This window comes from Sphingomonas leidyi (assembly GCF_011761945.1).
Classification (GTDB): Bacteria; Pseudomonadota; Alphaproteobacteria; order Sphingomonadales; family Sphingomonadaceae; genus Sphingomonas; species Sphingomonas leidyi.
Map to the genome: position 1 here is coordinate 479,701 of NZ_JAASQV010000002.1, position 12,799 is coordinate 492,499.

18 protein-coding genes are annotated in these 12,799 nt (G+C 68.6%); 7 read left to right on the forward strand and 11 right to left on the reverse strand.

From position 1 onward, the window contains the following. Window position 1: 1 nt before the first annotated feature. Genes FHR20_RS12010 through rimP form a run of 4 tightly spaced genes read right to left on the reverse strand, consistent with a single transcriptional unit; the run spans window position 2 to window position 3,132 of the window. Entirely contained in the window at window positions 2-766 is a 765-nt protein-coding gene (locus FHR20_RS12010) for a DUF448 domain-containing protein (protein WP_167299869.1), read from the reverse strand. Further along, window positions 747-974: a tautomerase family protein gene (locus tag FHR20_RS12015; RefSeq protein ID WP_167299870.1), complete on the reverse strand. Its 228-nt coding sequence runs from the start codon at window positions 972-974 to the stop codon at window positions 747-749. The genes FHR20_RS12010 and FHR20_RS12015 overlap by 20 nt, the downstream gene beginning before the upstream one ends. Further along, the gene (gene nusA / locus FHR20_RS12020) at window positions 974-2,584 is read right to left on the reverse strand and encodes a transcription termination factor NusA (RefSeq protein ID WP_167299871.1); all 1,611 of its coding nucleotides are present in this window, start codon (window positions 2,582-2,584) and stop codon (window positions 974-976) included. The genes FHR20_RS12015 and nusA overlap by 1 nt, the downstream gene beginning before the upstream one ends. After that, entirely contained in the window at window positions 2,584-3,132 is a 549-nt protein-coding gene (gene rimP / locus FHR20_RS12025) for a ribosome maturation protein RimP (protein ID WP_167299872.1), read from the reverse strand. Before rimP ends, nusA begins: the two co-directional genes overlap by 1 nt. A 360-nt stretch (window positions 3,133-3,492) precedes the next feature. On the opposite strand from rimP, the gene FHR20_RS12030 reads away from it, so the two are divergent. Beyond that, window positions 3,493-4,731: a PQQ-dependent sugar dehydrogenase gene (locus FHR20_RS12030; RefSeq protein WP_167299873.1), complete on the forward strand. Its 1,239-nt coding sequence runs from the start codon at window positions 3,493-3,495 to the stop codon at window positions 4,729-4,731. Here the strand turns inward: FHR20_RS12030 and FHR20_RS12035 are convergent. Then, window positions 4,728-5,099 (reverse strand): PaaI family thioesterase, encoded by a 372-nt coding sequence (locus FHR20_RS12035; RefSeq protein ID WP_167300493.1) that lies wholly within the window; start codon window positions 5,097-5,099, stop codon window positions 4,728-4,730. The two genes, FHR20_RS12030 and FHR20_RS12035, sit on opposite strands and share 4 nt — an antisense overlap. Then, window positions 5,099-5,539 carry a PaaI family thioesterase gene (locus tag FHR20_RS12040; RefSeq protein ID WP_167299874.1) on the reverse strand — a complete coding sequence of 147 codons (441 nt, stop codon included), beginning with the start codon at window positions 5,537-5,539 and terminating at the stop codon, window positions 5,099-5,101. The genes FHR20_RS12035 and FHR20_RS12040 overlap by 1 nt, the downstream gene beginning before the upstream one ends. A gap of 123 nt (window positions 5,540-5,662) precedes the next feature. Here FHR20_RS12040 and FHR20_RS12045 point away from each other — a divergent pair, with 123 nt between their 5' ends. From FHR20_RS12045 to FHR20_RS12065, 5 genes are read left to right on the forward strand one after another with little or no spacing between them, the layout of a single operon-like run. Continuing rightward, window positions 5,663-5,824 carry a hypothetical protein gene (locus FHR20_RS12045; RefSeq protein ID WP_167299875.1) on the forward strand — a complete coding sequence of 54 codons (162 nt, stop codon included), beginning with the start codon at window positions 5,663-5,665 and terminating at the stop codon, window positions 5,822-5,824. 17 nt (window positions 5,825-5,841) lie between these two features. Further along, window positions 5,842-6,774, forward strand: coding sequence for a hypothetical protein (locus tag FHR20_RS12050; RefSeq protein ID WP_167299876.1), 933 nt, complete (start codon window positions 5,842-5,844; stop codon window positions 6,772-6,774). Further along, on the forward strand, window positions 6,762-7,640 hold the full coding sequence (locus FHR20_RS12055; RefSeq protein WP_208413566.1) for a transposase: 879 nt from the start codon (window positions 6,762-6,764) through the stop codon (window positions 7,638-7,640). Before FHR20_RS12050 ends, FHR20_RS12055 begins: the two co-directional genes overlap by 13 nt. A 49-nt stretch (window positions 7,641-7,689) precedes the next feature. Next, window positions 7,690-8,289 (forward strand): winged helix-turn-helix domain-containing protein, encoded by a 600-nt coding sequence (locus FHR20_RS22855; protein WP_286712480.1) that lies wholly within the window; start codon window positions 7,690-7,692, stop codon window positions 8,287-8,289. A 39-nt stretch (window positions 8,290-8,328) separates the two neighbouring features. Next, on the forward strand, window positions 8,329-9,105 hold the full coding sequence (locus FHR20_RS12065; protein ID WP_167299877.1) for a crotonase/enoyl-CoA hydratase family protein: 777 nt from the start codon (window positions 8,329-8,331) through the stop codon (window positions 9,103-9,105). On the opposite strand, the gene FHR20_RS12070 is transcribed toward FHR20_RS12065, so the two are convergent. Then, a complete protein-coding gene (locus FHR20_RS12070) occupies window positions 9,095-9,463 on the reverse strand; it encodes a DUF427 domain-containing protein (protein WP_167299878.1) in 369 nt (122 codons plus the stop codon). The two genes, FHR20_RS12065 and FHR20_RS12070, sit on opposite strands and share 11 nt — an antisense overlap. Window positions 9,464-9,560: 97 nt before the next feature. Here FHR20_RS12070 and FHR20_RS12075 point away from each other — a divergent pair, with 97 nt between their 5' ends. Continuing rightward, window positions 9,561-10,754 (forward strand): acetyl-CoA C-acyltransferase, encoded by a 1,194-nt coding sequence (locus FHR20_RS12075; protein ID WP_167299879.1) that lies wholly within the window; start codon window positions 9,561-9,563, stop codon window positions 10,752-10,754. A 255-nt stretch (window positions 10,755-11,009) separates the two neighbouring features. On the opposite strand, the gene FHR20_RS12080 is transcribed toward FHR20_RS12075, so the two are convergent. Genes FHR20_RS12080 through FHR20_RS12095 form a run of 4 tightly spaced genes read right to left on the reverse strand, consistent with a single transcriptional unit; the run spans window position 11,010 to window position 12,712 of the window. Then, on the reverse strand, window positions 11,010-11,549 hold the full coding sequence (locus FHR20_RS12080; RefSeq protein WP_208413567.1) for an SRPBCC family protein: 540 nt from the start codon (window positions 11,547-11,549) through the stop codon (window positions 11,010-11,012). Beyond that, entirely contained in the window at window positions 11,542-11,988 is a 447-nt protein-coding gene (locus FHR20_RS12085) for an SRPBCC family protein (RefSeq protein ID WP_167299880.1), read from the reverse strand. Before FHR20_RS12085 ends, FHR20_RS12080 begins: the two co-directional genes overlap by 8 nt. Continuing rightward, complete coding sequence (locus FHR20_RS12090) at window positions 11,985-12,380, reverse strand: VOC family protein (protein WP_167299881.1); 396 nt, start codon at window positions 12,378-12,380, stop codon at window positions 11,985-11,987. The genes FHR20_RS12085 and FHR20_RS12090 overlap by 4 nt, the downstream gene beginning before the upstream one ends. Then, the gene (locus FHR20_RS12095) at window positions 12,377-12,712 is read right to left on the reverse strand and encodes an ArsR/SmtB family transcription factor (protein ID WP_167299882.1); all 336 of its coding nucleotides are present in this window, start codon (window positions 12,710-12,712) and stop codon (window positions 12,377-12,379) included. The genes FHR20_RS12090 and FHR20_RS12095 overlap by 4 nt, the downstream gene beginning before the upstream one ends. Between the last annotated feature and the right edge of the window lie 87 nt (window positions 12,713-12,799).

Below are 12,799 nucleotides of genomic sequence, written 5' to 3' on the forward strand. Positions count from 1 at the left end.
CCTAAAGTCCTTCAGTCTGTCGTTCGTCTTCGGACGCTTCCGACGGAAGCGCCGATGCGCCTTGCGAAGCGGTTTCGCAAGGGCGAGGGGTGGAATCGAATCCGATAAAGCGCAGCCACCGATCGAGCGCTTCGCTCGTCCGCGCAGCCGCTTTGGCGTCGGTCAGGCCGGCATGTACCACATTTTCGCGGCCAAGCGCCAAGGACAATATGGTGCGCGGGATCGGCAATGTTAAGCCCTTGAGCCCGCTGCCTTCGCGATCGCTGCCCACGCGCCAGGCCTGGGCGAGCTTGCGCGCGCCGTCCTCGCCCGCGTCGCTCGCATGGAGCAGCAGGTGGAGCCGGCCGCCGCGCGCGGCTTCCTGGATGCGGTCGCCGCCGATCGCGACATGCCCGGCCTTGAACTCGAGGCCGAGGCGATCGAGCGCGTTGCGCTGCAGCTGCTCCTCGATCCGCGCGCCGATATCCTCGGGAATGCGGAGCTCGGCGCCCTTGAAGGCACGGGCGAGCGCGCCCTTGAGCTTCTTGCCCGAAGCGTCGAGCTCGGCGCGGGTCACGCCGATCCAGGCGCCGCGGCCCGGCGCCTTGGCGCGGACATCGGGCAGCACTTCGCCATCCGGCGAGAGCGCGAGTCGGATCAGCCCGTCGCGCGGAGCCTCCTCGCGGCTCAGCACGCAGGTGCGCATGGGATCATGCCCCTCCCGCGCGGCGGAAGGGGGGGTCGCCTTGGGCTTTAGCCGTGCCGTGTCATTGTGAGGGTTCCGCATGCGCGTCTCCCTTCACCGGCGCGTCGCGGTCCGCGATCAGCTGACCGCCCGCGCCGTAATTCTCCAAGCTGAGCTCGGTGATGTTGACCTGCACGGCACCCGCCGACTTGCCCAGGCGCGCGACCATGGAGGCCGTTACATCGGCGACGATGCCGGCCTTTTGCGCGCGGGTGGCCGGGCCGGCCAGACGGATGTCGATGAATGGCATCAGGCCTCGCCCTCCGCCGGCGCGACTTCGGCCGCGTCCTCGTCGGCGAACCAGTGCGCACGCGCCGCCATGATGATCTCGTTGCCCTGCTCGTCGCTGAGCCCGTACTCGGCCAGGATCCCGCCCTTGTCCTGCTCGCGCTTCGGCGCGTCCTCGTTGCGGCGGCGCGGCTCAGCGCGCTTCTTCTGCACCAGCTCGTCGGTGGCGAGGTCCGCCAGGTCGTCGAGCGTCTTGATGCCCGCCTTGCCGAGCGTGACCAGCATCGCCTCGGTCATATAGGGCATGGTGGCGAGATCGTCCTCGACGCCCAGCGCGCGGCGCTCGGCGCGATTGGCTTCCTCGCGGCGCTCCAGCGCTTCCTGGGCACGGCTCTGCAGCTCCTGGCCGAGCTCCTCGTCAAAGCCCTCGATCGACGCGATCTCGTCGAGCTCGACATAGGCGACTTCCTCGAGGCTCGAGAAACCTTCGGCGACCAGCAGCTGGGCCAGCGTCTCGTCGACGTCGAGCTCGTTCTGGAACATCTCGCTGTTCGCGACGAACTCGGCCTGGCGCTTCTCGCTGGCGTCGGTCTCGGTGAGGATGTCGATCGCCTTGGCGGTCAGCTGCGAGGCCAGGCGCACATTCTGGCCGCGGCGGCCGATGGCGAGGCTGAGCTGATCGTCGGGAACGACGACTTCGATACGGTCCTCTTCCTCGTCGATCACGACGCGGCTGACATTGGCCGGCTGCAGCGCGTTGACGACGAAGGTCGCGGTGTCGGGCGACCAGGGGATGATGTCGATCTTCTCGCCCTGCATCTCCTGCACGACGGCCTGGACGCGCGAGCCCTTCATGCCGACGCAGGCGCCGACCGGGTCGATGCTCGAATCATGCGAGATCACGCCGATCTTGGCGCGCGAGCCCGGATCGCGGGCAGCGGCCTTGATCTCGATGATGCCGTCGTAGATCTCGGGCACTTCCTGCGCGAACAGCTTCTTCATGAACTCGGGGTGGGCCCGGCTCAGGAAGATCTGCGGGCCGCGGTTCTCGCGGCGGACGTTGAGGATGATCGAGCGGACGCGGTCGCCGACGCGGACCACTTCGCGCGGGATCTGCTGGTCGCGGCGGATCACGCCCTCGGCCCGGCCCAGGTCGACCACGACATGGCCGAACTCGACGCGCTTCACCACGCCGGTGATGATCTCGTTCTGGCGGTCCTTGAACTCTTCATACTGGCGCTCGCGCTCGGCGTCGCGGACCTTCTGGAAGATGATCTGCTTCGAGGCCTGGGCCTGGATGCGGCCGAACTCGATCGGGGGCAGCGGATCGACGATATAGTCGCCCACGGCCGCGCCCTTCTGGAGCTTCTGCGCCTGGTTGACGTCGACCTGCTTGAAATAGTCGTCGACCGCCTCGACCACTTCGACGACGCGCCACAGGCGCAGGTCGCCGGTGTTCGGGTCGAGCTTGGCGCGAATGTCGTTCTCCACGCCGTAGCGGTTCTTCGCGGCGCGCTGGATCGCGTCCTCCATCGCCTCGATGACGATGGCCTTGTCGATCAGCTTCTCCTTCGCGACCGAATCGGCAATGGCGAGCAGCTCGGCCTTGTTGGCGGAAATGGCGGTGGCCATCAGTCGTTTTCCTCTGCTTCGTATTCGTCTGCGCCTTCGGTGGAGAGCGGCGCGGTTGCGTTGATCAGTCGGTCGGTCATCAGCAGCTTGGCGTCGGCGATGCTGCCGAACGGAACGCTGACCACCTTGTACTTGCGGACGTCGATCGAGACGAGGTCGCCCTCGATGCCGATCAGGTCGCCGGTCAATTGCTTGCGACCGTCCTCGAGCGGCTCGGCCAGGTTCAGCCGCGCCTCGTGCGTCTTCCAGTCCGCATAGTCCTGGAGCCGGGTGAGCGGCCGGTCGATCCCCGGCGAGCTGACCTCGAGCCGATAGGCATGGTCGAACGGGTCCTTGCCCGCCTCCTCCAGCGCATCGAACACATCGGAGATGCGGCGCGACAGGTCGGCGCAATCGTCGATGGTGAGCTGGCGGGTGTCGGGACGCTCGGCCATCACCTGCAGCGTCGGATCGCTGGTGCCGCCGAACATCTTGACGCGCACCAGCGCGAGCCCGAGCGCCTTGGCTTCGGGTTCGATCAGCTTGGTGAGGTCGGCAATATTCGCCACGCGGCACTCCGGAATTGGTCAAGCAGCTTCGGCGCCGGAGCCCTGCGGGCCCCGACCTCGGCATGTTTGACGATGTCGAGAAAGCAGGTGCGATATACGCACTCGGCGCCGCGGCGGCAAGAGCAATCGGATTCGGGCCGGAGCGGGATCTTTCCGCGCCGCGGGCGAAGGGCCTTGCGCATCGCCAATGGCGACACGCCCCAGTCCCGCGAAGGCGCTTGCCCCCGGTTCCCGCCTTCCGCCTTCCTCACTTGGCAGGCGCCCGGGATACAAGCAGAATTGGCACCGGGAACGGCGCCCGGGGCCGCAGCGGACTCCGGCGCGTCGACGCCGCGACAACGGAAGAGAGGGATCGACCCGATGCAGAAAAGTCTTCGCCTGGCCTTGCCCGCGCTGGCATTGCTCGCCGCCTGCAATGCGGGCTCGGGGCTCTCGGCGCGACAGGCAAGCCCCTCGTCCGCGGACGACGGACCACCCTTCACCCTGACCCAGGTCACTGCGTTCGATGCGCCCTGGGCGATGGCCTTCCTGCCCGACGGACGGATGCTGGTGACGGAGAAGGCGGGCAGGATCCTGCTCGTCTCGGCGGACGGCAGGCAGCGGCAGGTGATCGCCAATGTCGACGTGGTCTTTCAGGGCCAGGGCGGGCTGCTCGACGTGATTCCCGCCCCCGATTTCGCGAAGAGCCACCGGGTCTACTACACCTATGCCGAGCCGCGGCCCCAGGGATCCAGCCTGGCGATGGCCCGCGCGACCCTTGTCGACGGCCCGGCGCCCACGCTCGTCGACCCGCAGGTGCTGTGGCGCGCAGGGTCGGACGGCAAGGGCGGCCAGTTCGGCGCGGTCATCGCCTTCGCGCCCGATGGCAAGTCGCTGTTCCTAACCTCGGGCGAGCGCCAGCGCTTCACCCCGGCACAGGATCCGAACCAGGCGCTCGGCAAGATCCTGCACCTGACGCTCGACGGCAAGCCGGCGCCCGGCAATCCCTGGGCGGGCAAGACCGGTACGGCGACGGTGGCCGTCACCGATCCACCCCGGAACACCGAGCTCGCCAAGACCGCGCCGGCCCGCACCCAGGCAGTGGACGGCCCCAATCTGGTCCCCGCCGAGACCTGGACCCTCGGCCATCGCAATCCCTATGGGCTGGTGTTCGATGCGAGCGGCCGGCTCTGGGAGAACGAGATGGGCCCCAAGGGCGGCGACGAGGTCAACCTGATCCGCAAGGGCAGGAACTATGGCTGGCCCCTGGTTTCCGACGGCGACAATTACGACGGCACGCCGATACCCCGTCATGCGCCCGGCGACGGCTTCGAGGCGCCGGCGGCATATTGGAACCCGTCCATCTCGCCCGGCGGGATGATCTATTATTCGGGCGGCATGTTCCCGAAATGGAAGGGCTCGCTGCTGATCGGCGCGCTTTCGGGCCGCGGGCTGATCCGCGTCGCGCTCGACGGCGACAAGGCGAGCAAGGCCGACCGATGGGACCTGGACATGCGCATCCGCGACGTGGCGCAGGGTCCCGACGGCGCGGTATGGCTGCTCGAGGACGCCGGCAAGGCCAATGGGCGGCTGTTCAGGCTGACGCCCAAAGGATCCTAGCGCACGATCAGATAGTTCATCCGCGCCGCGGCGATCGGCCGGTCCGGCTCGTCCTGCCAGGCGATCGCCTCGACATTGGCGACGCGCGTGCCCAGCCGGGTCACCGCGCCGCGGGCCCGGGTCGGCTTGTCGCGGCCGCCGCGCATATAGTCCACGGTCAGGTTGATCGGCTTGACCTGGGTCTGGTCGGAGCCGAGCGCTTGCCAGAGCGCACCCACCGCCGCCATTTCGAGCAGCCCGCCGATCGCGCCGCCGTGCAGGAAGCCGGGGCGGCCGAGCACGCCGTCGCCAAAGGGCATCACCAGCACCGGCGCTCGCTCGCCGGGTTCGACCGTGAGGCCAAGCAGTTCGGCATAGGGAGGCAGGATCACCGGTAGCGCTCCGTCGCCATGAACGTGCCGGCGACATGGGCGATCGGATCGTCCGGATCGCCGTCATGCGCCTGGCCGCGCACAAAGGCGATCGAACGCGTCAGCCGATAGCATTCGCCGCGGCCGACCACCGTGCGGCCCGGCGTCGCCGGGCGCAGATAGTCGATCCTGAGATCGAGCGTCGCCTGCGGCACGAAGGCGCCGGCCCGCAGCCAGACCGAAACCGCGGTCGCCATGTCCATCAGCGCCAGGATGGGCCCCGAAGCGAGCACGCCCGAGGCCGGATCGCCGATCATGTCCTCGCGATAGGGCAGCTCGAGCTCGGCCCAATCGGGGCCATGGGTGCGATAGCCGATGCCCAGCCGCGTGCCGTGGCTGGCATAGCGCAGCTCGAAGAAGCGCAGCGGGTCGAAGGCGGAAGGGGCCGGTTGGCGCATGGCCGCCCCCTAGCGCGGCCGCGGAAAGCACGCAAATGGCGGCAATTACATCGTTGTAAGATGCACCATTCCCGTCCCGCCCTAGCGTGGCCCCATCGGGGAACCTTCGGAAGGGAGGGAGGCATGGGATTGCTGAAGATCGATCTGGGAGAGATCCCGGAGCTGGGCACCAGCGTGGCGCTGCATGGAACGCTGCGCACGGCCCTGAACGATGTCGACGATCTGTTCGAGCTGATCGTCGGCATCGCGATCCTGATCTACGAGATCGCGCCCGATTTCGCATGAACGGGATGGATGCCGGAATGCGCGCGGCGCTCGTCGCCGCGCGGGAGGCTGGGCGGGGTACGATCCGGAAATGGCGGCATGGCGATGCGCATCGCATGCTCGAAACGGTCTTCGCCGATTGCGCCGCGGAGGATGCCGAGGCCCTGACGCACCGCGCTACGCGGCTGTTCGGCGACGGTGGCTGGGCCGGGGCACTGCTCCAGCCGCTGATCGATGCGATCGCCGCCGACCCTTTGTTCGAGCCGCCGTTCAAGGCGAACCGTGACGGCCTCCGCATCGGCGCGGTCCTGTTCGATTGCCCCGCGGTGGCGATCTCCGCCTGCGTGACCAGCGCGGCGGCGATGCGCCGGCGGCCACCGCCGACCGCCTGCACCTTTTCCGGCCGGATCGCCGTGACGCGCTTCGTCCGAGCGGGAGGCGCGACGTTGCGGCGCTGGCGGACCGCGCCTGCCGGGCCGGACTTCCGCGCCGCCGAAGCGCCGCCGTGCGAAGAGCGGGAATCGCTGCGGCTCGCCGATGGCGAGGTCCACGCGATCGACGGACGCTGCGAGGCACAGCTGCTTGCCGATGCCGGCAACGACGTGGTCACGCTGGTGGCGACCATCCGGGCCGGTGCCGCGCCGTTGATGCGCGAGCATGCGATCGGCGACGGCAAGCTGCTCCGGGTCGCGAGCGGCGACGACCAGGCCTCGCGCGCCGAGATGCTGCTCGCCTTTCTCCGCCTCGCCGGGCGGGCGGATGCGGGCCCGCAATTCGACGCGGCGACGCGCGATCCGGCCTTCCATCTGCGCTGGGCGGCGATGCGCGAATGGCTGGCGCTCGATGCGCACGCCGCCCTGCCCCGGCTCGAAGCGATGGCGGCAGGCGATCCGCATATCGAGATACGCGAGGCCGCCGAACGGACACTCGCAGCAGTGCGCCCGCGGCTGAGCACGGCATGCCGCGCCTGATCGATCCCGGCCAGGGCGGCGCGATCGAGCTGGTCGAGCTGGTCGAAACGCTCGACGCCTATCCCGTCGACGCGCGCGACGAGGATGCGTTCGCGAGCTGGGGGCCGCTGCTCGCGCGGCTGGGGCGCAACTCCGATTTCCTCGCCGACCTCGCGATCGCCGAACTCAAGACACGCTGCGCCGCCCAGCATGCCGGCAATGGCTATGGCGCGCAGGTCTTCCTGCTTCGCCCGCCCAATGGCCGCTATGTGCTGCGCGCCAATTTCTGGCCGGCGCGCGCGGATTCGGCCACCCGCCGCAGCGGGCCGGCGGCCTTCTTCTACGACTTGCCGCACGACCATAATTTCCATTTTCTTACCTATGGCTATCTCGGCCCGGGCTATTGGAGCGACTATTACGAATATGATGCTGCGCCGCTCACGGGCCTGCCCGGCGAGCATGCAGGGCTTCGCTTCGTCGAGCGCGCGCGGCTCGAACCCGGCAGGCTGATGCTCTACCGGATGCGGCGCGACGTGCATGTCCAGCTGCCGCCGGACAGCATGTCGGTCTCGCTCAACATCCTCGCCGCCGATCCCGCCCAGCCCTGGCTCGACCAGTATCGCTTCGATATCGGGCGCGGCACCATCGCCGAGGGCCTGACGGTGACCGCCGCGGAGGCCCTGGTCGCCATCGCGGTGCATGTCGGCAACGGGCTGGACCTGGCCGAGCACTTCGCCCTGCGCCATCCCTGCGCAAGGATGCGGGTGACCGCGCTCGACGCGCTCGTCTCGGCGCTGCCTGGCGAAGCGCCGATGCTGCTCTCCCGCGCGACGGACGATCCCGACCGCTTCGTCGCCGGCCATGCCCGGGCGAGACTAGCTCCGTAACGGACATGGTTGCCGCCGAAACGGTGTCATCGCCGCTAGCTTCGGTGCCGTGACCCTGCGTGTCGCCTGTACCGTCGAACTCCCTGACCTTGCCCGAGCCACTGCGGCGCGCGGACTGGGGCTCGTCCCCTATGCACCGGGGGTGGAGGCGGCGGCGGGCCTGTTCGCAGGCACGGGCGAGAGCGTGGCGCGGATCCGGGCACTGGGTTGGCAGGAGCCGCTCCTCCTGCTCCTGCCGATCGAGGGCAGCGTGGCGCAGGCGCTCGATGCCGGTGCCGACGATGCGATGCCCGCTTCCGCCACTGCCGAGGAAGTGGCGGCCCGCCTTGCCGCGCGGATCCGGCGGCGGCCCGAAATCGTGCTCGGCGAGCTTCGCATCGATCCCGTCGAGCGCCGGGTGACGCGCGCCGGCCGGCCGATATCACTGCTGCCCCGCGAATATGCGCTGCTGCTTCACCTGGTCCGCCAGGGCGATCGACCGGCGGGGCGCTCCGAATTGCTGGCGGCGGTCTGGGGCCTCGACTTCGATCCCGGCACCAATGTCGTCGAGGTGCATGTCTCGCGGCTGCGCGCCAAGCTCGACCGGGGGTTCGCCATGCCGATGCTGCGCACCGACAAGGGACGCGGCTACCGGCTTTGCGTGGGCTGATTGCACGCTATTCTGTTCGCAAGGCAAAGGAGAGAAGGCATGGAAGAGCGCGTCAGGATCGAGATCGAGGACGGCGTCGCGGACGTGCGGCTGGCCCGGCCCGACAAGCTCAACGCGCTCGATCCGGCGATGTTCGCCGGGATCATCGCCGCGATCGCCCGGCTGGAGGGCGAGGCCGGCATCCGCGCCGTCGTGCTGTCCGGCGAGGGGCGCGGCTTCTGCGCAGGCCTGGACATGGCCAGCATGGCGGCGGGGGGATCGGGAATCGATCTCGCCCGGCGCAGCCACGGCCTGGCCAATGATTTCCAGCAGGTCGCCTGGGGCTGGCGCGCCCTGCCGGTGCCGGTGATCGCCGCGGTGCATGGCGTCGCTTTCGGCGGCGGCCTCCAGATCGCCAGCGGCGCGGACGTGCGAATCGCCGCGCCGGGCACGCGGCTTTCGGTGATGGAGATGAAATGGGGCATCGTGCCCGACATGGCCGGCTATGCGCTCTGGCGCGGCAATGTCCGCGACGACGTGCTGCGCGAACTCGCCTATACCGCCCGCGAATTCGACGCGGAGGAAGCAGTGGCGCTCGGCTTCGTCACGCGCATCGCCGAGGAGCCGCATGCAGAAGCGATGGCGCTCGCCCGGGCCATCGCCGGGCGCAACCCGCATGCGATCCGCGCCGCCAAGCGGCTCGCCAATCTCGAGGCCGGAGCCGCCGACATTCTGCTCGCCGAAAGCCGGGAACAGGCCGCATTGCTGCGCACGCCCAACCAGATCGAAGCAGTGATGGCCAATATGCAGAAGCGCCCGCCGGCGTTCAGCGATTGACTTCGATCGCCTCCACCCGGTCCGGATAAAAGGCCAGATGGTCGCGGATTTCGGCGACCGCCGCATAGGGCGCCTCATAGCTCCACACCGCATTCCCGGCCCCGCCGCGGATCGAGAAATAGCTGGCCTCGCCCTTGTACGGGCAATAGCTCGCATGGTCGGTCCGCTGGAGCGAAGCCATATCGGCATCCGCGCGCGGGATGTAGAGGACCGGCGGGTAGTTCGCCTCACGGAGCTCCAGCGCGCGGCGGGTGTCGGCGATCACCCTGCCGGCGGCCCGCACCACCACATGCGCGTCCGACCGTGCGATCGCGATCGGATGATCGGGCCCGGGAATCCGTGTCGGCCTGCTCGCCATGGCGCACCTCCGCCGACGGATATGGGACGGCGCGGAGCCATTGCAATCGCGGCGACGCAAGGCCATACCGCATCTTCGAAAACAGGAGGGTGCCGCAATGCGTGAAGCTGTGATCGTCTCGACCGCGCGAACGGGGATCGGCAAGGCGGGTCGCGGCTATTTCAACGACACCGAGGCGCCGGTGCTCGCCGCCCATGTGATGAACGCGGCGGTGGAACGCGCCGGCATCGATCCGGCGCGGATCGACGACGTCTTCTACGGCATGGGCAACCAATGGGGAACGCAGGGCGCGAACATGGCACGGATGGCGCTGTTCGCCGCCGGACTGCCGCACAGCGTGCCCGCCTTCAGCCTCGACCGCAAATGCGGATCGGGCCTCACCGCCATTGCCCTGGCCGCGCGCTCGATCATGACCGACGAGATCGACGTCGCGCTGGCCGGCGGCATGGAATCGATCAGCCTGACGATGCGCGACGCGCCGCGCTATCCGAACAAGTCCGTCACCGACCGGGTGGCCGCCGCCTATATCCCGATGATCGAGACCGCCGAGATCGTCGCCGAGCGCTACGGCATCAGCCGCGCGGCGCAGGATGCCTTCGCCGCGGCGAGCCAGCAGCGCGCGGCGGCCGGTCTTGCAAGCGGCGCCTTTGCCGAGGAGATCGCGCCGATCACCGTGGCGAAGGCGCTCTTCGACAAGGAAGGCAACCGCACCGGCAGCGAGACCGTCACCGTTACCCAGGACGAAGGCATCCGTGCCGGCACCACCGCCGAAGTGCTCGCCACGCTGAAGCCGGTATGGAAGGACGGCCGGTTCGTCGCGCAGGGCCGGCACGTCACCGCCGGCAATGCCAGCCAGCTTTCCGACGGCGCCGCCGCGCAGATCCTGATGGACCGCCAGACCGCCGAGGCCGAGGGCAAGGAGATATTGGGCATCTATCGCGGTTTCCAGGTCGCCGGCTGCGAGCCCGACGAGATGGGAATCGGCCCGGTCTTCGCAGTGCCCAAACTGCTCAAGCGCGCCGGCCTGCGGGTCGAGGATATCGGCCTGTGGGAAATCAACGAGGCATTCGCCAGTCAATGCCTCTATTGCCGCGACACACTGGGGATCGATCCCGACCGGCTCAACGTCAATGGCGGCGCCATCGCGATCGGCCATCCGTTCGGGATGAGCGGATCGCGCCTCGTCGGCCATGCGCTGATCGAAGGGCGCAAGCGCGGCGTGCGCCATGTCGTCGTCTCGATGTGCACGGCCGGGGGCATGGGCGCGGCGGGGCTGTTCGAGCTGCCCTAGGTCGGGGCTCACATTTCTCCATTTCCGTTCGTCATGCCCGCACAGGCGGGGATGACGGTTATGGCACCACCGTTGTCTCAAGGGGATAGTCGCCCACGCACGGCTTGCGATCCCGGCTTCTCGCGCGGCGACATGCCCGGATCGGGGAGTTCCCCGCATTCTACCCGTCGAGCAAGCGCAGCCGGGCGGGCGGCCCGGCCGCACGAGCCAAGCAGGCGGAACCCATATCGCAAGGCCGGATGGCCGCGCCCTGCCTCAGCCGAGCCCCACCGCTTCCGCCGCCCGCTTCTCCGCCTCGGTATGCAGGTCCCAGAAACTGGCGACATGCGCGCCCGCCAGGCGCTTCTGCAGCACCGCAAGATGCGCGGCCCAGCCGCCGCCGAAGCTGCGCGCATCCTCGGGCCCGCGCAGGCGGTTGTGCGTGAGGACGAGGCGGGTGCGATCGGAAGCGAAGGCAAACAGCTCGATCGTCACCTCCCCGGCCTCGCCATTGTCCCAGGTGAAGGCGAGGAGATGCGGCGGCTCGATCTTGAGGATGGTCTCCGACCAGGCCTTGCCCTCATATTCGGCGTAGCGCTCGGGATTGGGCACATCGTCGTCGGACAGGTCCTGATGGTTGAAGGTCAGGCCAAGCTTGCCGCCCACCTGCGGCTCGGTGGGTCCGCCCATGAACCAGCGGGCGCGCAGCTCCGGATCGACCAGATATTGCCACACCGTCTCGATCGGCGCGGCCAGGTCGCGCTCGAAGCGGAGCATCTGCGGGGTGATCGTGTCGGCAGTCAGCGTGTCAGCCATTTTCCGTCTCCGTGATACGGCCCAGGCTTTCGAGGATCATCGTCCAGCCCTTGCGGGTCTGTTCCTCATAGCTTGCCCAGGCGGGGTCCATTTCATGGGTGAGCGTCAATGTGCAGCCCATGGGCGTGGGCGCGATGTCGATCGCGACGCGCGTCCACTCCCCCTCCTCCGCCGGATCGGCCGAGAAGAGGAAGACGAGGCGGCGCGGGCGGTCGATCGCCTCGAACCGGAGGCGGTGATGGGCATCGCCTCCGGCGCGCCGTTCGACGATCAGCCCCCGGCCGCCGATCCGGGCATCGATCTCGCAGCGGACCATCTCGCCCTCGGGCGTGGCGAAGAGGAAGCGCGCCGCCTGCCCGGGATCGAGCCAGGCGTCGAACACCCGCTCCGGGTTCGCCGCGAACGTGCGGGTGACGGTGAGGATCACCGGCGCGCTCATGCCAGATTGACCTGCCAGGAGACGCCGAACCGGTCGTTCGCCCAGCCGAACCGGCTGCTCCAGCCATAATCATCGGGCGGCATCAGCACGCCGCCCTCCGCGGACAAGGCCGCGAACAGCCGGTCGAACGCCGCGCGATCCTTCACGTCGAGGAAGAAGGACCAGGACGGCGTGAAATCGAAGCCATGGGCGATGAAGCTGTCATGGACCATCACCTTCTGCCCCGCGATCACCGCATGGGCGCGCAGGATGGTGCCTTCGGGCCCCGGCCCGTCGGGGCCGAAACGCTCGACCGATTCGATCCGGCTGCCGGGCACGGTCTCGACATAGAAATCGAGCGCCGCCTGGCCCTTGCCGCCCTGGAACATCAGAAAGGGCGTGGCATGCGTCATTCGGGCTTCTCCCGCTGGTCCGCGGCGATGATCGCTTCGAGCGCATCGAGGCGGACGGTCCAGAACTTCTCCCATTGCTTCAGCCATTTATCGGCCTCGGCAAGCGGATCGGGCTTCAAGGCACACATATAGCTGCGTCCCACCTTGCGGCGGGCGACGAGGCCCGCCCCTTCGAGCACCTTCACATGCTTGGCCGCCCCGGCGAACGTCATCGAGAAAGGCTCGGCCAGCTCGCCGATCGATTTCTCGCCGAGCGAGAGATGCGCGAGCATGCCGCGCCGCGTGGGATCGGCAAGGGCGTGAAAGGTGGCGTCGAGTCGATATTCAACCATGTGGTTTAATATCTCATCGGCAGCAGGAATAGTCAACCGATCGGTTGAATATTTTCGACAGGGCTGCACCGCTTCCGCGGCGACACG